Here is a 19,832-nt window from a genome sequence, read left to right as displayed (position 1 = left end):
GCGCGATACCCGTCGCGCCAGCCTCAGCGCGGCTTCTTGCGGTGCTTGCCGGCGTCCGCGCCGCCCTCGGCGCCGCCGTCGTTCACGTCGTTCCAGAACGCTTGCTCGGCTTCGCGGAGCTTCTTGTCGTTTTCCGTCTCCACCACTGCCGCGGCGCTCGCCGCCGTCTGCTGCACGGCCTGGTTGGCGCGATCCGCGACCTGCATCGCATAGAAGCCGATGCCGCCGATGGCGACGGCCGCGAACACGAGCACCACGGCGAGAGTGCGGCCGCGCCCCGAGCTCGGCTCCGGCAAGTCGAGCTCCAGGCTGCTGGGCGTCGCGGCGCGGAGCTCGTACGCGGTCTTGTCCTTCTCCACGCCGGCCCAGCGATCCAGATTGGAGAGGGCCTCCGCCATCTCCGTGACGGAGGCGAAGCGACTGGCGGGGTTTCGGGTGCACGCCTTGGCGAACCAGGCGTCGAAAGTGCGCGGCAATCGCGGATTCACCTTGCTGGGCACGGGCATCGGCGCGGCGCACACCTTGAGCACGACCTCGCCGATGGCGTCCCCCTGAAACGGCGTTTGCCCGGTGAGCGCGGCGAAGGCGCAGGCGCCCAGTGACCAGATGTCCGACGCGGCGCTGACCGGCGCCGACGCCGTGAGCGCCTCCGGGCTCATGTAGTGCGGCGTGCCCAGCACGGAGCCCGCCTGGGTTGCCGCGGCACCCCCCGCGGCTTCGTCGTGAACGATCTTGGCGATGCCGAAGTCCACGAGCTTCACGGTGTAGCCGCGCTGCACCGCTTCGGGATCCTTCGCCAAGAAGATGTTGTCCGGCTTGAGATCGCGGTGGACGATGCCCGCCTCGTGGGCTGCCGCCAGCGCGCGCGACGCCTGCGTCACGACCTCGGCTACCTCGGCGAGCTCCAGCGGTCCGCGACGCCGCACGCTCTGTTCCAGAGTTTCGCCCTCCAGGTGCTCCATCACGATGTACGGCTGCCCGGAGGGCGTGACGCCGTGATCGAACACCGCCACCGCGTGGCGACTCTTCAGCCGCGCCGCGGCCTTGGCCTCGAGGTCGAAGCGGCGCAGCGCTTCGCGACTTCCGGCGAGCTTCTCGTGGATGAACTTGATGGCGACGAGCTGACCGAGCGTGACGTGTCGCCCCGCCCACACGCTCCCCATGCCGCCCTGACCGATGAGTCGCTCCACGCGGTAGCGATCCGCGACCAGGAGTCCCTCGAGATTGGGCGGGGGCGACTCGGACATGGGTTACGATGGAGCTTACAAGACGCCACCGCCCAGGCGCCACAACCGGCCACAAATGCGTTTTTCCGTCGTCACCTGGAACATCCACAAAGGAATCGGGGGTGTGGACCGGCGCTACCGCCTCGAGCGCACCATCGAGGTGCTATCGAAGCTCGCGCCGGACATCGCGTTGCTGCAGGAAGTGGCAGCGGACATGCCGCGCTCGCGCTTCCACGACCAGGCGGATCTGCTCGCCAGCGAGCTCGGTATGCCCCACGTCGCCTATGGCGCGGAGCATCGCTTCAGCGTGGGAGGCTATGGCAACGCGATACTCAGTCGCTGGCCGCTGTACGACATCCACCATCTGGATCTCACCGTTGGCACGCGCAAGAAGCGGGGCGCGCTGCAGGCCAAGGCGCGCGTGCGCTTCGGCAACCACTCGCGCACCGTCGTGCTCCACAATCTACACTTGGGTCTCGCGGGCTCGGAGCGCGGGCGACAGCTCGAGCGGTTCTTGTCGAGTCACCCGTTCCGAGGTCTGCACGGACGCACGCCGGTGGTGCTGGGCGGTGACCTGAACGACCTGTGGGGCACCTTGGGGCCGAGCTTCCTGAACCCCGCGGGGTTCTCGCGCGCGGGACCGCTAGCCCGAACATTTCCGGCGTGGCTGCCCGTGCGTCCGTTGGACGGGCTCTTCGTGCGGGGCGACGTCCGGGTGCGTCACGCGGGACCGGCGCGCGGCACCGTCGCGCGCCAGGCGTCCGACCACCTGCCCCTCGGCGCGGAGCTCGAGCTGTTCGCCTACTGAGCCGCGCGTACACCCGAGCCTCAGGCGATGGTATGCCCAAGCACCGCGCCATGAATCGATCCGTGAGCCCGATCTTCGTCGCGACCTTGGCTCTCGCCGGGTGCGCAGCCCCATCGAAACCTTCCGACGCCGAGCGCTCCAACGCCGCGTCCCTCACGAACACAAGCGAGCAGATCCCGCTGTACGTGGTGCTGGAGGGACCCAGCGCCATCGAGAGCCTGCCCGCGGGCGCGCGCGCGGACGACCCGGCGAGGGCACCCGCGCTACGTCAGCGGATCGCGGAGCTCGAGAGCCAGCACGCCGCCCTGCGCCCCGAGCTCGAAGCGCTCGGCGCGACGGTCACGGCGGAGCTCACGCGCCTCGCCAACGTGATCCAGGTGCTCGCCCCCGAGACTGCCGTGGCTCGCATCGAGCACATTCCCGGAGTGCGACGCACGGAACGAGTTCCATTGCTCGAACCGTCCCTGGCATCGGCCATACCCGTGGTTGGCGCGCCCGAGGTGTGGGCCAAGAGCACTCCGCTCCAGGGCGACGGCATCACCATCGGCATCATCGACTCCGGCATCGACTACACCCATGCCGACTTCGGTGGTCCCGGGGATCCCGGGGTGTACGCGGGGAACGACTCCAAGATCATCGAGCCCGGGACGTTCCCCACCGCGAAGGTCGTCGGGGGGTGGGACTTCGTCGGGGACGACTACGACGCCACCGCGGGCAACGCCACACCGGAGCCCGACCCGGATCCACTGGACTGCCTGAAGCCCGAGAGCATCAACGTCTCGGGCGGCCACGGCACCCACGTGTCCGGCATCGCCGCCGGCACCGGCGTGCTCAAGAACGGCCAGAGCTACGACGGCCCCTACGAACAGACCTTCGATCCCGCGGCCTTCCTCGTCGCTCCCGGCGTGGCACCTCGAGCCAAGCTGTACGCGCTCAAGATCTTCGGGTGCTCGGGCGGAACCAACGCCCTCGCGTCCGCCCTGGAGCGAGCGGTGGATCCCAACCAGGACGGCAACATGAGCGATCGCCTCGACGTGCTGAACGCGTCCCTGGGCACGTCCTACGCGCTCGGTGCCGGGGTCTCCGAGGAGCTCATCACCAATCTGACCAAGGCCGGCAGCATGCTGGTCGCCGCGGCCGGCAACGAAGGCTCCACGTTCTATTCCGTCAGCAGCCCCGGCTCGATTCCGGAGGTGCTCACCGTCGCGGCCAGCGCGGACAACGAGATCGTCGCGTTGACGATCACGAGCCCCGCGTCCGTGGCGGGCCAGTACGCCGCCGTGGAAGGCGGCTTCACCACGCACCTGTTGGACACCGGCGCCGTGAGCGGCCCCCTGGTCATGGCCCAGCCCGCGAACGGCTGCGGCGGGATCTCGAACGGGTCGGAGCTCGCAGGCAAGATCGCGCTGATCGACCGCGGCGCCTGCACCTTCGTGAAGAAGTTCCAGAGCGCCGAAGCCGCGGGCGCCGTCGCCGTCGTCATCGTCGACAACCAAGACGATCCCATCCCCTTTGCCATGAGCGGGGGGGATCCGGGCAGCGTGGCGATCCCGGGCGTGATGATCACGAAGAAGGACGGCGCGACGATCAAGGGCGGCCTCGCGAGTGGCGTGAACGCGACGCTGGACCCCGCCGTGAAGTTCTCGGGCATTGGGACGGAGCTGATGGCCGGCTTCTCCTCGCGCGGGCCCAGCGCGGCGGACGACTCCCTGAAGCCCGAGATCGCCGCGCCCGGATTTTCCATCGACTCCGCGCGCGTCGGCTCCGGCACCAAGGCGCGCCGCTCCCAGGGCACCAGCATGGCGTCCCCCTTCGTGGCCGGCGCAGCCGCCCTGATGCGCCAAGCGCAACCGACCTGGGAACCGACGCGTATCAAGGCGGCCCTGGTGGGCAGCGTCGATCCGCTGCTGGATCCGAGCGGCGCGCCGTATCCCGTGGGCATGTCCGGCTCGGGCCGTCTGGCCGTTGAGCGCGCCGTGGATCGCACCGTGACCGCGATGGCAGATCCGGACGGCGGCGTGGTGGGCATGAGCTTCAAGACCGAGATCGCCAGCGAGCCGACCAGCGAAGCCAAGACGTCCATCATCGAGAATCACGGCAGCGCGGACGTCAGCTACGACGTGGGCGTCGCGCCGGCGCGCGAGCTGGGCGGCGTGGTCGTCAGCGTGTCCCCGACGAAAGTCACCGTGGCCGCTGGGCAGAGCGCCACCATCACGACCACGCTGGACTTCGATCCGACGAAGCTCGGAGAGCCGGGCCCCGACTCCGCGACGGACGCCGAGCAGTATGGTCAGCCGCGACACTTCCTGGTCGAGGCGAACGGGCGCGTCACCTTGACGGACACTTCCAGTGCCGGCGCGCAGGATCTGGTGGTGCCGTACTACGGCATCGTGCGCGCAGCGGCGGATCGCCACGCCGATCCCCTGCCGGAGTGTGCGACTGGCGAAAGCGATGGCCCCGTGAGCGTGACGATCAGCGGCTCCTCCGCTCACCCGAACCCCGTGGTCACCGCCTTCCAGCTGGGCGCGGAGAGCCCGGAGGATCCGGCGAGCCAGAGCAATCCGGCGCGGGCGGCGGCGGATCTCCGCGCCGTGGGCGTCGCGACGGACCTGGCCGAAGCCGACACCTTCGACGACGCCTCGGCCTTCTTCGGCGTGGCCGTCGCCGGCGACTGGACCACGCCGGTGCGTGGCCCCTACAGCACCGTCAACATCCTGATCGACTCGGATCAAGACGGCGCCGAGGACTACTTGATTCGCGGTGAAGCGCTGACCAAGGACGGCCCCTACGGCGACGTGTTGGCCGCCACCACGTACGACGCCAAGACCGGACAGCCCACCGCGTCCAAGCGCTTCTTGAACATGGTCAGCGCCGACACGCTGGACACGGCGCCGTTCCACAACTCGGTCATCGTGCTGTCGGCGTTCTTGAAGGACATTGGTCTCTCGGCAGAGCACACGCAGTTCTCCTACCTCGCCGCGACGCAAACGACCGAACAGCTGGTGAGCGGAGACCAGACGGATTGGATCAGCTTCGATGCCGCGCATCCGGCGCTGGACACCGCCGCCCACGGCCTGAACGCGCGGCCCATCTACAGCGGCTCGGAGCCGGTGCTGGTGGACGTCGCGGGGGACGCGGCAACGAACGGCGAGCTGCCCAAGCTGTTGCTGCTCCACCACAACAACGTGGCCGGCAAGCGAATGGAGATCGTGGCCCTGGCCAACGGCGATACCGGCAACTTGGCCCTGACCTCGGCGAGCCCGGAGAGCGTGGACGCGGGTAGCGGGTTCATCGTGGACCTCACCACCACGAACCAAGGCACGGTGGAAGCGGCCAGCGTGAAGCTCACGGCAACGCTGAGCGGCGTTCACATCGTGAGCGCCGAGCCCACCCAAGGCAGCTGCACCACCGAAGGCGGCCTCAGCTGCGACATCGGAAGCCTGGCGCCGGGTGCTGCAGCCAACGTGGCGCTCACGGTGACGGCGAACGAAACCGTCGAAGACTTCAACGCCCACGTGGACGCCAAGATCACGTCCGGCATCGGCTGCGAGACTTCGCTTTCGGACAACAAGACGACCGCCAGCGTGACCATCACGGCAGGCTCGAGCTCGCGTCCCACGCTGTCTGCCAAGGGCGGCTGCAGCGGTTGCCGCGTCGGAGAGAAGGGCTCGCCGCGCGGCGCGCTGATGCTCTCGCTCCTGGGCCTCGGCGCGGCCTTGGCCCGCCGCCGGCGGCGCTGATGCCCAAGCGTTTCGTCGCGTTTCTGTGGGCAGCGCTGCTCTTGTGCAGCGCCACGGCGCGCGCGGAGAGCCCCGCGCGGCTCCGCGTGGTGGTGGTGCTCGACACCTCCCTGAGCATGAAGCAGAACGATCCGGATCAGCTCGCCCGCCTGGCGGCGCGCCTGCTCGTGGATCTGGCCGATGCCCGGGACCAGGTGACCGTGGTGAGCTTCGGAAGCGAAGCGAAGACCGTGATGAGCGCCAAGGGGGACGCCCACGACGCCCTGGAGGCGGCACTCGACGGGGTCGTGCCGGACCAGAAGTGTACCGACTACGCGAAGGGTCTTGCCCGCGCCGCACAAACATTCAAGAGCCCAGCTCCTAAGGGAGAGCGGAGGCTCGTCGTATTCTTGACCGACGGCGAGTACGATCCCGCGGACGACACCGGCCACTGCAGCGCGCAGACGCGATTCGAGAATCCTCGGCTGCCGGAGGCGGATCGTGCTCGGCTGGAGAAAGGCGTGCTTGGCGCCGCGGATCAGCTGAGTCGCGGCCACGCAAAGGTGTTCGTGATCGGCCTGGGCAAGGCCGTGGCCGGTGCCAAGCGCTCCCGCGCGCTGCTCGAGAGCGTCGCGCAGCGCACCGGTGGGCGCTTCTTGCTCGCGAGCAGCGCGGACCGGGTCCCGGAGTTCTTCACGGACGTGTTCGCGGCGCTGGTGGGGGCCGCGGTGCTCAAGCCGCCGGCGTCGGACAGCGTGCGCGTGGAGATCCCCGCGGACGCAGAACAGCTCCACGTGGTGGCGCGGCTCGACGACCCCAAGGCCAGCATTCGCCTCGAACGCGGTGGCGTGGCAGAGCCGAGCCATCCCATCGTGCGGGTGGAACGCGGACGAAAACCCCGGGGCTACGCCATCGCATCCCTTTCGGCGCCCAAGCCCGGCGCCCTCACCGTGCGGCGCACCAGCGGCTCGGGGCCGCTTTCGGTGTGGGCCATCGCGGACGTGGGTACGTCGCTCAGGCTGGAGAAGCTGCCCAAGGTACTGGCGGAGACCGCGCCCCTGCGCGGCGAGGCCGCCCTGCGAAGTGGCAAGGGCAAGCCCGTGGCGCGCGACCCGAGCTACCTCGACAAGGTCACCTTCCACGTGAGCGTGAGCGGCCGGCCGCAAAAAAACATTCCGGCGCGGGGCAAGGACACCGTCGCCTTCGACTTCGGCAAGCTGGCCCCGCGGGACGCGCCCTACGAGGTGACGCTGAGCGCCGATCACGCCGAGGGCTTCCTGCAAGTGGAGCCCGAGAAGCTCTCGCTGCGCGTCATCCATCAGATCCCCATCGCGCTTGCGATCGATCCGCTGCGCTTCGACACCATGGCGGAGCCGGGCACCATCGCGCGCGTCAAGGTACGGCTGACGGCTCCCACCACGCTACCGGTGCCGCTCGACTTCGACGTCACGCTGCCGCCGGAGGCCGCGAAGGATCTGGTGGTCGAGCCCCAACGCGTGAGCCTCGGGCCGGACCGACGCGAGGCCGAGCTCTCGTTCCGATTCGCCAACGACCGCGAGCTCCGCAGCACGGATCGCCGCTACGGCGGAGTGCTCAGCCTGAGCCTTGCGGAGCGCGAGCTTTCGAGCACCGAGAGCGAGTTCACCGCGCCCGTGGACGGCACCCTGCGGGCCTGGACCTTGTCGCGCTGGCTGCGGGAATACCGCACGGAGATCGCCATCGGCCTCGGGCTCTTGTTGCTGCTGATCTGGCTCGTCGGGCGCGCCGTGGCGGCGAAGTTCCCGCCCAAGGCCCGCATCCACTACCAGGAGCTCGGCGAGCCCTTCGAGAGCGACTCCCTCATCAAGCGCTACCAGAAGCGCGGCGCCTACCGGAGCGCGCGCTTTCGGTTTCCGCTGGGCAAGAAGGCGAAGCCCCTGGTGAGCTTCGTGGCTTCGGGATCGGGCTTCGAGGTTCGACCCGAGGGCACACCGGTGATCGAGGTGGGCGCGGTGCCGGAAGCGGAGCGCACGAAGCCGTTCCGCGGCAGCTGGGAGCAGCGCTACCGTCTGGGCGATCGCTACGAAGTGTGGCTCACTAGAACTTGATGCGCGCCCTCGCTCTCCTCCTTCTGGCGACTACCGGCTGCGGCAGCGACGACGCGCCGGAGCCGCTGCCGAGCGACAACGCACCCTGCGCCGCGGCCGCTGCCCAGGGCAATCCGCTGGGGGTCCACTGCGGCGAGCTCGTCGATACGGCGGGGCGCGTGGTGTACCTGCGCGGCGTCAACGCGCGGGTGGAGGGTGTGTTCGACGTGACCTTCGACGACGGCCGCACGCCTCTGGAACAGATCCCGGCCTTCGACGCCGCCGACGCCACGGCCATGCGGGATTTCGGCTTCGATGCGCTGCGCCTGCCGGTGAGCTGGAGCGGCATCGAGCCCACGGCGGACGGCGGCCTGAGCGAGAGCTACCTGGCCAAGGTCGATGGCGCGGTGGCTGCGGCGGCCAGCGCCGGCCTCCAGGTGCTCATCGATTTTCATCAGGACGCCTACAGCAAGGAGATCGGCGAGGATGGAGCGCCGCTGTGGGCCATCTCGCCGCCGCCGACCCAGCTCCTCGAGGGGCCCCTGACGGATCTGGAAGATCGCCGGCTGAGCAAGCAGGTGTTGGACGCCTTCGAGACCTTCTTCGGTGACGGCGCGAAGGGCAGCGAGCTCCGCCAGCGCTTCGCGAGCATGACCGAGCAGGTCGCCGCGCGTTACGCGGACGATCCCACGGTGATCGGCTTCGAGATCTTCAACGAGCCGCAGGCCACGGACGACGGCGTCGCGCGCTTGAACTCGGAAGCGTACCCACGCATGCGCGTCGCTGCACCCGGGAAGCTGTATCTCTTCGAGCCGCCCGTCACCCGGAACTTCACCGACGCTTCTTCCCTGGCGGAAGCGCCGCTCGGGCCCATGACGGGCTACTCACCCCACGTGTACACCCTCGCTTTCGTCGGCTCCGACGCCGACAAGCAAGCGATGACCAAGGAGACCCTGCGCCGCTCCAACGAGAACGCCCGCACCGAGGCGGACAGCTGGAGCGCGCCGTTGGTGATCACCGAGTGGGGTTACGATCCGAACGGCATCCAAGCCGAAAACTACTTCCGCTGGCAGAGCGAGCTGGAAGAGGAATACCGCGCGTCGTCCTTCTTCTGGGTGTGGAAGGAACAGAGCCAAGGGCACTGGGGCTGCTTCGACTACGACGGCAGCTTCCACCAGCGCGAAAGCGTGAAGCGCGCGCTCGCCCGCGTGCGTCCGGCCGCCGTCGCTGGCTGGCCCAAGAGCTTTTCTTACGACGCGAGCAGCGGCGTGATGACCCTGAGCTTCAGCGGCAACCCGCGGGTGAGCGCGCCCCATCGCATCGCCGTTGCGCCCGTCTTGGGAACGCCCATCAGCGCCGAGTGCGACGGCGCCAGCGTGAGCTTCACCGACGCCGGCAGCGGCGTGTTCGAAGTGGGCTGCGGCAAGGGCAGCTCCGCCGAGCACCAGCTGGTGGTGCGCGTCACGCCGCTCTAACGATACGCGCCCTGGTCGCCGCCGCTGCGAGCTGTGAGCGGCGCCACGACCTCGAGCAGGGCCTGCACGATCGCTTCCCCCCGCGCGGCGTCCGGAACCAGATCTTCCACCACGGCGGACAGCGAGGAGCGATCCATGCTCACTGCATCCGTCAGCTCCGACAGCTTCTGCAGGGCTTGTCGGACCGCCGCGGAAAGGGCGCTTTTCACCTCGTCCTCGGGCTCTCCACGGATGACGAAGGCCTGGTCGAACGGCGCGTCCCCGAGCTCGATGTCCGGCGATCGCCAAAGCTCCCAACGCGAGTGCGCGGTGCGATCCGTCACCTGCACCTCGCACAAGAGCGGCCGCTCGAAGAAGGCGGAGAACTGCGTGCGCCAGCCGTCTTCCTCGGAGAACTGTGCGTCCACTTCGATCGTCGCCAGCTCCTGCTGGGATCGAATCGACAAGCGCTGCTCGTCGAGGCGTCCTTCCAGCGCGAGCGCCAACGGGCGCAATGCTTCGAGCACCTCACGCTCAATCTCCGGGCGCGGCAGCTTGGCCCGCGCCTTGGGCAGCGCCTTGGCCAGCCGAACCGCGAGCTCCACGGCCGCGACGACCCGCGATTCGCTCACGCGGCCCGGGATCGAGAGACGTAGGCTGTCGTCGTCGATGCGTGGATTCACGCCATCCCGCGCCAGCTGCTCCGCCCAGTCGCCGAGCTCACCGGCGAACAAGTCCCGCGCCTGATCCAGATGCAGCGCGCTGGCGTCGAGCAGCGCGTCGAAAGCCTCGCTCACCACGGTGTTCGTGGGGGACAGCCCCAAATAGGCGCCGATGCCCCGCGGCGCGACCTTGAGCCGCAGCCCCAGGGGCGGCGCGATCTCGATCTCCGCGTTCAGCACCAACTGCGCCGGCTCCGCTGCCCCGTGGGGCTTCGCTTCCACCACGACCTTCGGCGGGCCGGCACGCCGCACGGCGTCCACGTCGCGCGTCAGATCCAACTCCCGCGCCAAGGCGTCGAGCTTGGCATCGCCGGAGCCGGGAATCGTGATGCTCTCGGCCTTGATGGGGGGAGGCGGCGGCAGCATGGGCGCGTCGGCGCTCTTGCGAGCTACGTATGCCAGCAGGGCGAGCACTCCGCCGAACCCGGCAATGAACATGAAAATCTCGGGACCCACGGCGCTAGCCTGCCACAAGGCCGGAGCGGATCGCGACTGGTCAAGGAGCGCTTCCCCATCGTGGGCCCGGTCGATATGCTCCCCTCGCACCACTCGGACGCGGGGAGTCGATGATTCAAAAGATGAAAATCCCGCCCCACCTGTTCATCGGGTTGGGCGGCTGCGGCAGCAAGATCGTCAACGAGATCGCGCGCAAGCTGAAGCGGCGCAAGGGCGAGTACGCGCGCTACTCGGACCTCGTGCACTTCATGGCTTTCGATACCGATCAGCACGAGCTGAAGCAGGCCGAGAGCGTCGACGTCCGGGTACCGATCTCGAACTTCGACAAGCGCGCCTTCGTTGCGCACGCCTTCGGCGAGCGCGGCGCCCCGGAAGATCCGTTGTTCACCTCCTGGTGGCCCGAGTACTACCTGCCGCGGGACGTGGCGGGCGCCGGCGCCGGGCAGATCCGCATCGAATCTCGCCTGAGCATGTACTTCACGCTGAAGTTCAAGCCCGAGGTCTTCACCTCCCTGGAGCAGGCCGTAGGGCGCTCCTTCGGCATCGACTCGCGCTTCCGGGACCAGGACAAGGCGCCCATGGTGCACTTCTACGCGAGCCTTGCCGGCGGCACCGGCAGCGGCGCGTTCCTGCCCCTCGCCTACCTGCTGTTCGACCTGTTCCGCGAGCACGCGCGGCCGCAGATGGTCGGCACCTTCGTGCTGCCCGCGGTGTTCCGCCGCGCGGGGCTCCCGGCACAGCAGCTCGACAAGATCATGGCCAACGGCTACGCCGCGCTCACGGAGCTCGAGCACATGCAAGCGGCGAGCGACGACGAGCCGGTGGAGTTCCAGTACGATCCGCGGGCCAAAGAGCGGCAAATCGTACGGCGCCGTGCCTTCGACCAGGTGTACTTGGTAGATGACATCGGCGCGGGGCGCGAGGTGATCACCGACACCCGACAGGTGTTCCAGGCCATCGCGGACAGCGCCTATTCGCAGATCTTCAGCGACATCCTCGGCCGTCAGGCGTCCACCGCGGACAACGACGAACGCGAGATGGGCGTCACGGATCACCAGAACTACACCAAGCGCTACGGCAGCTTCGGCCTCAGCGTGCTGGCGGTACCGGACAACGACATCCTCGAGTACTGCGGGCATCGCTTCGCCGTGGAGGCGCTGAACCACACCTTCGCGTTGCCCGACAAGCCGGAGCCCGAGAGCGACACTCACACGGATCGCGAGCGGCGAGACCAGGAGTTCGTCCGCTCCCTCTTGATGCAGGCGAACCTGCCGGGAGAGACGGGCGGCTTCTACCGCCGCATCGTGGACGGCTGCGACGGCAATCCGGAGCTTCAAGGCGCGGTGGACCGCTTCCTGCGCGTGTTCGACGGCGAGCTGTGCGGCCGTCTGGCGGGGCACGTGTCCCTACCCCGCTGGAGCGAAGACCGCCTGCTGGAGTACGACGAGGATCCCGAGAGCGTCCGCATCCAGATGCCCAAGCGGCTGGAGGCGTGGAAGACCGCCGCCGGCGAGGCCCGCGAGAAGATCGATCAGGAATCCGGCTTCATCGCCAAGGAGGTCGCCGGAGACCAGCACGAGCACAGCTTTGGCAAGCTGGTGGGCGAGCAAGGCCCCATCTTCGAGCGGCTGTTCTTGATCCGCGTCGCCGCCGCGCTGCGAGAGCGCCAAGCCAAGGCGCGAGCCGCGGAGTCCACGGCGGAGCAGGTGCTGCGCGCCCGCGATCAGAGCTACATGCAATGGGTCGAGCGGCTCACCGACGCCGCCCCCAAGACCGTCATCGAGTACGTACGGGGCAACGACTACGGGCAGGAGATCGTCCCCGAGTTCATGGCCTGGTACCGGAGCAACATGGAGGGCCCGGAGCAGACCCGTCTCGCCAGCGCCGGCACCGTGGACCTGTGCGAGGACCTGTTGCGGGCGGTGGAGGAACGGAAGAATCGCCTCGGCGCGCTGTTCGCCGAGCTCACCAACATCCGCGCCAAGCTCGAGGCCTCCTGCGAGGAGCTGCGCCGCTTCGGCGTGCGACGAGACGAGGGCGGCCTGTCCAACGAGCACGTGCTCGACGTGGAAATCTTCCAGAACTACGAGGATCCGGATCCCTTCCGCATGTGGCACTGGGTGTTCGAACGGCGCGAGAACCCCGCGGCGGACTACGACCCCGGCAAGATCTTCCCCACCGTGCAGAAGGCCTACGCCTCGGTGCACCACGAGCGCCACATGAGCGCGGCCGTGAGCGAGGCCCTGGTCGAGATCGGTCGCACGCTGTGGGCGGAGCGCGTGCTGGGCAAGGACGAGCCGCGGGGCCTGGACGAAATGGGCCTCGAAATCGCCTCCGGCCTGCGGGAAGAAGCGCGGCTGGCGCTGGCCTGGTCCAAGCTGCGAAAGCACCACGGCGACCCGGCCACGCATCGCTATCGCGACCACCTGAGCGAGTGGGAGCTGGCCATGGAGTCGGTGACCACCGCCGACGTGGACGACTACATCCACCACAAGATCCACTACGCGGCGAAGAAGTGCGCGCCGTTCTTGCGCCTCCGGCGCGAAGAGCGCGCCACCAGCATCGAGCCCAAGCGCTACGTGGTCACCCACCCGGCGTACCTGGACGACGACAAGGTCAAAGCCGCGCTGCTCGAGAACGAGCGTTTCCCGGTCAAGGGTGGCGACGTGCTCCGACAGGACGACCCCAAGCGGGTCACCTTCTACTGGAGCGAGCTCGGCATGCCGCTCTATCGCATCGAGAGCATGGACGACTACTACGACCGCTATCACTACGTGAAGCGGGACGAGCTCGCCCGGGGCAAGGTGTACCGCTGGCAGGATTTGCCGTTCCAACCCAAGCACGCGGCCACCCACGCGGAGCACTGCGAAGGCCGCAAGGTTCCGGACATACCGCTGCACATCGACAAGCGATGGGAGGGCGCGCCGGACGAGCTGTCGTGTCTGGCGGACATCGCGCCCAAGGCGGTGGTCGCGGGGCACGGCAGAAAGGCCTGGCTCGAGAAGCGCGACCGCGTGCAGTCCAACCGCGCCGCGGAGGAGCTGGTGCAGTTCGTGTGGGCGCAGTGCCTGGGCCTGGTGGCCGCGACGGAAGATGGCGAGTTCCGCTTCGCGAACGAGGACATTCCCGAGCGGGATCGCAATCTCGGCAGGTTCCGCGACGCCGCCTTCGCGCGCTTCCGCGAGGCCAAGCTGCCCATCCGGGAGTGGTTGGTTCAGGCCATCGACGAGAAGCAGAGCAAGTTCGTGGAAGACCGCGACAAGACCGGCGCGAACAGCCTGGTGGGCGCGCACCTCGATGAGCTCAAGCGCCTGCGCCTGGCTCTGGAAGGCAAGGAGCAAGTGTTCGTCGAGCAAGAGCTCGCCGCTGCCCAGCAGGCCCTCGAGGCGCTGCTCGCCAAGATGTAAGTGGCGCCTTGAGCCGGGTTTCGAGCCCCACCATCGTCTTCGGCCTCGGCAGCTTTGGTGCCGAGGTGGTGGCGCGCCTCCGTCCGCTGCAAACGGCGCAGACGCTCCTGCTCGAAGGTCAGAGCGACGGCGATCCCGTGGAGCGCGTGCTCGCCGCCGCGGAGCGCCTGCTGGGCCTCGCCGGTTTGCTTTCGAGCCGCGCGCCCGGCGACGATCGCCGTCCGGCCCTGGACGTATTCATCGTGGCGGACCTGGGTGAAGCGGACGCCTGCAGCGCAGTGCCGGATTTGATCCAGCGCGTGGGAGCACGCCTGCGAGCGCGGTACAGCCACATTTTCTCGGCGCACGACCAGCCGAACCTCACGCTCTCGCCGGTGCTCGGCCTCAGCGGGTCGCGCAGCGGACGTGCCCCGGCGGAGGCCGCGGCGGCTCTGACGCGCATCGAGGCCGACGCTTTTGCTCCCGCGCCGAGCCAACAACACCCTTCGGCCCTGGTCCCCCGGGTGTTCGTGGTGGAGCAGCAAACCAGTCGCTACGAGCTCTCTCTCTCGGAGCTGTCCAGCACCGTGGTGAGCTTCCTGTCGCTGATGCTCCGCGGCAGGCTGCGACAAGAACAGCCCATCCGCGACTTTCTCCGAAGCCCGCCGGGGGAGCTCCGGGACCGGAGATTGTTCGCCTCTTTCGGCTGCGCGACGCTGGAGCTGACCTTGGGTCAGTACTGCGTGGCGAAGAGCGCTGCAGATCTCGTCGAGGGCATGCTCGACGTACCGGCGGCGGGTGCTGCATCGGGCGCGGCGCGCGCGAGCCGGCTGGTGACCAGCGCGGAGGATCTCGAAGCCGCCATCGTGAAGCACGAGTCCGGCGAGGATCTGATCGAGCTGCTCCGCGCGCAGGCGCCGCACGTGAGCTTTCCCGGCATCTCCGAGCGCGACACGCCGGAACAGATCCGCGATCAGAGCTACGGCTGGGGCTTCTACGAGTCGCTGGAGCAAACGGTGGATGCGCTGGTGCGGCGACTGGACGATCTGGAGATGGACGAGCTCAGCCGGGTGGCGGACGAGCGCGGCCTCACGCACTCGCGCAAGCTGTTGGCGGACGCCCGGGCAGCGCTGTTCGAGCTGGAGCGATCGGGGCCGCACGGTTGGGGCCTCGCCCTCCGCCTGGCGGAACAGGTGCACGCCCAGAGCTCGCGGCAGACCGAGCGGCTGTCGAAGAAGCTCCGGACCGAACGGCTGCCGCCGTTCCCGAAGCCGGACCAGGTCGAGTCGGCGTTTCGCGGGCTGCGAGAGGAGAGCACCCTGAGACCGCGGCCGTACCGGCTGGTGGCCTTCGGTGTGCTGGCCGCGGCGGTGGCCACGGCGCTCTGCGCGTTCCTGCCGAAGTGGATCGTGGTGGCGCTGCTGTGGCGCAAGGTTCCGCTCTTGTCCCTCGCTCCATCCGCGAGCTCCATCCGCGTGACGGGGCCCCTCGCCTACGTGGTGGAAGCTCCCTGGGTCTACCTCTGGCTTTTTTGTTTGTTCGGCGCGGCCATCGGCTTTTGGCTCGCGCGGCACAAGAAGAAACGTCACGAAGCGCTGCTCGCGGCGCGCGATGATCTCCGCGCTGCCGTCGGCCGCTTTTTGTCGGACGCCATCGAGCCCTCGATCCTGCGCTACTACGAGGCGCGGCTCGCCTTCGTCATGCGCGCCTGGGCGCTCCGCGCCCTGTCACGCCTGCGCGACGCCACGTCGCGCGACGTCGATCGGCTGACCGGCATCGGGGCGGCGCTGTCGCGCCTGCGGCGCGAGTTCGAAGGCGAGGCGAGCCGCATGGCCAGCGAGTCCGCGGGCGGCGAGGGCGGCGACCTCTTGTACCGCACGCGGGCGTCGTCGGAGCTGATGGCCTCGACGTATGAGGCCATGCGCCCGCCGCCGGATCTGGCGCAGAAGCTGTTCGAGCAGTCGCTGTCCGAGGATCGCGCGGACGCCGAGGACGCACCGAGCTACCTGTTGCCGGACAACGTGCTCGCCGCCGTGCGGCCCCACGTGGAGCCGTCGTCGGAAGTGCTCGGGGAGCACGCGGGCCCCTTCGTGGTGGAGTTCGTGCGGGAGTTGTCGGGCAAGCTCGGCGTCCCGCTGGAAATTTCCGGCTTCGACGAGCGCACGGCGGAGCGCGAGTACCTGTTCGCGCCGGAGTGGGCGCTGGCCGCCCTGGGCGAAGCGAAACAGGCCGCCCGCAGCTTGCCGCAAGCCCTGGCCCACGGCGATCCAGATCGCGTGCACCTGGTCACGGTGCGTACGGCCCTCACCCGCGAGAGCATCGTGGTGCTCGGAGAGGGCAAGTCGTGAGCGGCCTCATCGATCAGCTGGTGGCGCTGTATCGCTACTCGCCGCTCTTGGGCACCGTGCTGCAGACCGGGCTCACCCTGCTCATCGCCACGTTCGTCGGGCGGCGCTTGCTGTCGGCCCTTCGGCAGAGCTCGAAGCGCCTGGGCCCGGGCCCGGTGTTCCTGTTCTCCGCGCTCGTCGCGGGGATCGCGTTCGCGCTGCTGCTCGCGTACCTCTCGGCCACCGGGCGTTCCTTCGCACAAGCTCTGATCGAGTGGATGACGGGTGTGTCGGACGCGCCGGTCGAACAGCTCGGCCCCTCGCGCCACGCGGTGGTGCTCGGCATCAGCTACATGCTGCTCTACAGCGTGTTCGTGGCGATTGCCATGGTCACCGCCTGGGCCCTGGGGCTCACCAAGGGGGACGGCGGCGTGGCCCGGGAGATCGAGGCGGAGCTCGGCACTTCCTTCGCGGAGCGGTTCTACAAGCTCGCCGGGCATTTCGAAGCGGGCGCCGCGGAACCCCGCTTCCAGGAGTGGAATCGAAAGCTCGTGCGTGGGCTACGCTGGGCGCAGGTGCTGAGCTTGCCCGCAGCGGTGAGCGGCGCCGTGGCGCCGCCGGTGTGGGCGCTGCTCGCCATCGTCGTGGAAGGCCTGGCGTTGAACCTCGTCCTTCCGCCCAAGCCGCCCAAGGAGCGCGAGCGCAAGGCGAAGGCCGGCGCCGAGCCGGAGGTCACGGAGCGCGACCCGGCGCAGCTGGTCCGTGCGCTGTCCAGCGATCCGCGCGGTCCCCAGCTCGACGTGCGCGACGGCGGCACCCTGGCCGGCAACGGCGAGCACCTGGCCGCCCGCACCCGCGTGGCGGAGGAGAGCGCGATGCTCGCCGACGTGCTCCGGGACCTCGAGATCGACGGCTTCTACGTGCACCAGGAGGCGGCGGCGGAAGCGATCCTCGAGGGCAAGAACGTATTGATGGAAACGCCGCCGCTGAGCGGCCGGCGCACGCTGTGCGATCTGCTCGCCCTGCGAGCCGTGCTCCTCGGCGGCGGCAGCGTGCTGTATCTCTCGCCGGACCGCGCGGAAAGCGCGCGGCGAGCCCGCGCGTTCCGCGAGCTGGCGCGCAAGTCCGGCTGGCGCTGGGCGATCCACCATCACGATCTGGCGAATCAGGGCCGCCGCGGCCTCGATCTGCGTACGCGGCAGCCGCAGATCGTGTTCGCCACCCCAGAGGAGCTGCACTCCGAGCTGTGCGCCGCGCGAACGGACTGGGATGCGTTCCTCGCGGGGCTCTCCCTGGTGGTGGGCATCGATCTGGATCGCTACGCGGGCGCCGTGGGCGCGAACCTGATGTACGTGATGCGTCGGCTTCACCGCGCGGCGAAGCTGGAGGGCGGTAAGCCGCAGGTGCTGTGCACCGTGGCCCCCTTCGGCCCGGACGTCCTCGGTTTCTGCGAGCGCCTGATGGGCTCCACCCTGACCGTCGTCGGGCCCGAGTCCGACAGCCGCGGCGCTCCGATGCAGCAGGTTCTGGTTGCGGAGCCACAAGCTCCGGCGGAGCTCCACCCCGCGGTGGCGAGCCGCGGCGTGGCCATCGCCTGCGGCTACAGCGCAGAGAACTGGGGATTCTCTTCGGTGCTGTCGACCTTCGAGCAAGAGCAGCAGGTGAACCGCGTGCTCTTGACCTGGGGCAAGGCGGTGATCAGCCCGGGGGACGACACGCACCTGAAGCTCGACCAGGCCGAGGCCCTCGTCACGCGACTGTCTGCCGACAAGGCGGCGATGCTCGGCTTCTTCACGCGGCACGCGGGGCGCAGCGCCATCGGCGTGTGGACGGCCTCGGCACAGGAAATCGGCGGGCGCCGGGGGGACGTGGAGCACGTGGAGCTGCCCTTTGGCGGGTTCGAGAAGCCCAAAGCGAAGGACGAGAAAGAGGCGGAACCCGAAGAGGCCGCGGCGGACCAACAAGCAGACGATGAGGGCGAAGAAGAAGCAGCGCCCGGCGTGGTGGTTCGAGCGGACCGCATGGTCAACGTGTGGATACCGGATCCGGATCCCATGAGCCGGCTGTTCGCCAAGCATCCCGAGTGGCTCGCGCCGCAAGGCCTGCATCCGATGCTGACCCTCGGCTCGAGCTTGGTGGCGGCCCCCGACAACCTGGAGCTGGCAGAGCGGCACTTGCGCTGCGCGGTGGCGGAAGCGCCGCTGCTGCGCAGCGATGCGGTGCGGGATTTCCCGGTGCGGGCGGTAGAGCGCGTGACGGATGCGGCTGCGGCGCCGCGGGTGATGGCGCGGGAGCGACGGCTCTTGTCGCGGGATGGAACCTCGAGTCAGGACGTGGAGCTGTCGCTGTCCGCGCCGCCGGCGGAGCGCGGCAGCACCGTGGCTTCGAGCGCGGCGACGGGGAAGCTCCTGGATCGCGCGGACGGCGAAGTGATCCTCAGCACGGACGCAGTGCGCATCGCAAGCGTAGCGTACCCGGGGCGCGTGTTCGTGGTGGACGGCCGGCGCTACCGGGTGCTGATGCCGGACGAGCAGACCGACATCGGCGGAGGCGTGTTGCTAGCGGAGCCGGAGCGCCGCCGGCTGCTCACCAGCCGCGTGCGCAGCATCGAGCTGGCGCTGCCAGGGCGGGGCAACGAGCTCCATCTGGGCGCCGGTGCCAGCGTGCGCTTTCACCAACCGAAGGTGGCGCTGAAGGAGACGGTGTTCGGCGTTCGCATCGCTCACGAAGCCCGCGCCCGCGCGGACGAGCTCGGCTACGAAGCGCCCATCGAGGTCAGCTACCAGACCCGCGTGGCGGCGCTGCACCTGGACGGCGCGAGCGACGCGGCGCTCCACGCCCTCGCGCACCTGACGCGGGCGGCGCTGCCGGCCTTCGTGCGCCACGGCGAGGAGGACCTCGACGTGGGCTGGCAGGGAGGAGACGACCCGGCGCTGCTGGTCGTGGACCGCCATCCGGGAGAGGTTGGATTTGCCCGGGCCGTAAGCAGCGAGGTCGTGCGCCACGTGCTCTATTGGGCCCGGGAGATCGCCCTCGGCTGCGACTGCGAGGATGGCTGCCCCCGCTGCGTGCGGGGCACCTGCCTGTCGCCCCGGGGAGCGACGACCCCGTCGCGGCGGGGCGTCCTCGCGCTCCTCGACCAGGTTTTGGGGTCGCGGTCGACGTGACGAGAGCGGCCGTGATAGAAAATCCGCCCCGGAGGGAAGCCATGCCGAACAAGCCGCAGCTCGTGTCCGAGATCATGACCCGCGAGGTGATCACCCTCTACGAAGAGGACAACCTCGACAAGATCGAGGAGGGCATGAACCGCTACCGCTTCCGCCACCTGCCCGTGGTGGATGACGGCAAGCTGGTGGGTCTGGTCACGCATCGCGATCTGCTCAGGGCCGCAGCCAGCGCCCTGGAGCCCGGCGGAGCGCAAAAGACCCGGCTGATGAACCAGAACCTGTTCGTGCGGGACGTGATGCAGACCGAGCTCATCACGGTGGGGCCGGACGAGCCGCTGAAGGCCGCCGGCAAGCTCATGATGGAGAACAAGCTCGGCTGCCTGCCGGTAGTGGACGCCGAGAAGAACCTGGTCGGCATCGTCACGGCGACGGACTACCTGGAGCTCGCCCTGCGCCTTCTGGACTGAGGGCCCCTCAAGATCCCTGCCAGCCGTCCGTTCA

Annotated in this window: 10 protein-coding genes; 8 read left to right on the top strand and 2 right to left on the bottom strand. The window is 69.1% G+C overall.

All coding sequences use genetic code 11. The annotated features are described in order from the left end of the window. Positions 1 to 23: 23 nt before the first annotated feature. A complete protein-coding gene (locus tag H6717_06665) occupies positions 24 to 1,247 on the bottom strand; it encodes a serine/threonine protein kinase (GenBank protein ID MCB9576694.1) in 1,224 nt (407 codons plus the stop codon). Between the two features lie 55 nt (positions 1,248 to 1,302). Between H6717_06665 and H6717_06660 the strand changes: the two genes are divergently transcribed. From H6717_06660 to H6717_06645, 4 genes are read left to right on the top strand one after another with little or no spacing between them, the layout of a single operon-like run. Beyond that, positions 1,303 to 2,034 (top strand): endonuclease/exonuclease/phosphatase family protein, encoded by a 732-nt coding sequence (locus H6717_06660; GenBank protein MCB9576693.1) that lies wholly within the window; start codon positions 1,303 to 1,305, stop codon positions 2,032 to 2,034. Between the two features lie 50 nt (positions 2,035 to 2,084). After that, on the top strand, positions 2,085 to 5,774 hold the full coding sequence (locus H6717_06655; protein MCB9576692.1) for a S8 family serine peptidase: 3,690 nt from the start codon (positions 2,085 to 2,087) through the stop codon (positions 5,772 to 5,774). Next, on the top strand, positions 5,774 to 7,840 hold the full coding sequence (locus tag H6717_06650) for a VWA domain-containing protein (protein ID MCB9576691.1): 2,067 nt from the start codon (positions 5,774 to 5,776) through the stop codon (positions 7,838 to 7,840). Before H6717_06655 ends, H6717_06650 begins: the two co-directional genes overlap by 1 nt. After that, positions 7,840 to 9,294, top strand: coding sequence for a cellulase family glycosylhydrolase (locus tag H6717_06645; protein MCB9576690.1), 1,455 nt, complete (start codon positions 7,840 to 7,842; stop codon positions 9,292 to 9,294). Before H6717_06650 ends, H6717_06645 begins: the two co-directional genes overlap by 1 nt. Here H6717_06645 and H6717_06640 read toward each other — a convergent pair. Beyond that, positions 9,291 to 10,451: a hypothetical protein gene (locus H6717_06640; protein ID MCB9576689.1), complete on the bottom strand. Its 1,161-nt coding sequence runs from the start codon at positions 10,449 to 10,451 to the stop codon at positions 9,291 to 9,293. The genes H6717_06645 and H6717_06640 overlap by 4 nt on opposite strands. A gap of 122 nt (positions 10,452 to 10,573) precedes the next feature. Here H6717_06640 and H6717_06635 point away from each other — a divergent pair, with 122 nt between their 5' ends. From H6717_06635 to H6717_06620, 4 genes are read left to right on the top strand one after another with little or no spacing between them, the layout of a single operon-like run. Then, positions 10,574 to 13,858: a hypothetical protein gene (locus H6717_06635; protein ID MCB9576688.1), complete on the top strand. Its 3,285-nt coding sequence runs from the start codon at positions 10,574 to 10,576 to the stop codon at positions 13,856 to 13,858. An 8-nt stretch (positions 13,859 to 13,866) separates the two neighbouring features. After that, on the top strand, positions 13,867 to 16,185 hold the full coding sequence (locus H6717_06630; GenBank protein MCB9576687.1) for a hypothetical protein: 2,319 nt from the start codon (positions 13,867 to 13,869) through the stop codon (positions 16,183 to 16,185). Further along, the gene (locus H6717_06625) at positions 16,182 to 19,331 is read left to right on the top strand and encodes a DUF1998 domain-containing protein (protein MCB9576686.1); all 3,150 of its coding nucleotides are present in this window, start codon (positions 16,182 to 16,184) and stop codon (positions 19,329 to 19,331) included. The genes H6717_06630 and H6717_06625 overlap by 4 nt, the downstream gene beginning before the upstream one ends. A 41-nt stretch (positions 19,332 to 19,372) precedes the next feature. Continuing rightward, a complete protein-coding gene (locus H6717_06620) occupies positions 19,373 to 19,798 on the top strand; it encodes a CBS domain-containing protein (protein ID MCB9576685.1) in 426 nt (141 codons plus the stop codon). The last annotated feature ends 34 nt before the right edge of the window (positions 19,799 to 19,832 follow it).

The sequence above is a fragment of the Polyangiaceae bacterium genome, assembly GCA_020633235.1.
Lineage (GTDB): Bacteria > Myxococcota_A > Polyangia > Polyangiales > Polyangiaceae > JACKEA01.
The sequence above is the reverse complement of the archived record's forward strand: the minus strand, read 5'-3'. Positions and strand labels throughout refer to the sequence as shown.

What these genes read in the sequence shown, in the direction of transcription:
- H6717_06665 (MCB9576694.1), bottom strand. Translation starts at nt 1,247, where the DNA reads ATGTCCGAGTCGCCCCCGCCCAATCTCGAGGGACTCCTGGTCGCGGAT.
- H6717_06660 (MCB9576693.1), top strand. Translation starts at nt 1,303, where the DNA reads ATGCGTTTTTCCGTCGTCACCTGGAACATCCACAAAGGAATCGGGGGT.
- H6717_06655 (MCB9576692.1), top strand. Translation starts at nt 2,085, where the DNA reads ATGAATCGATCCGTGAGCCCGATCTTCGTCGCGACCTTGGCTCTCGCC.
- H6717_06650 (MCB9576691.1), top strand. Translation starts at nt 5,774, where the DNA reads ATGCCCAAGCGTTTCGTCGCGTTTCTGTGGGCAGCGCTGCTCTTGTGC.
- H6717_06645 (MCB9576690.1), top strand. Translation starts at nt 7,840, where the DNA reads ATGCGCGCCCTCGCTCTCCTCCTTCTGGCGACTACCGGCTGCGGCAGC.
- H6717_06635 (MCB9576688.1), top strand. Translation starts at nt 10,574, where the DNA reads ATGAAAATCCCGCCCCACCTGTTCATCGGGTTGGGCGGCTGCGGCAGC.
- H6717_06620 (MCB9576685.1), top strand. Translation starts at nt 19,373, where the DNA reads ATGCCGAACAAGCCGCAGCTCGTGTCCGAGATCATGACCCGCGAGGTG.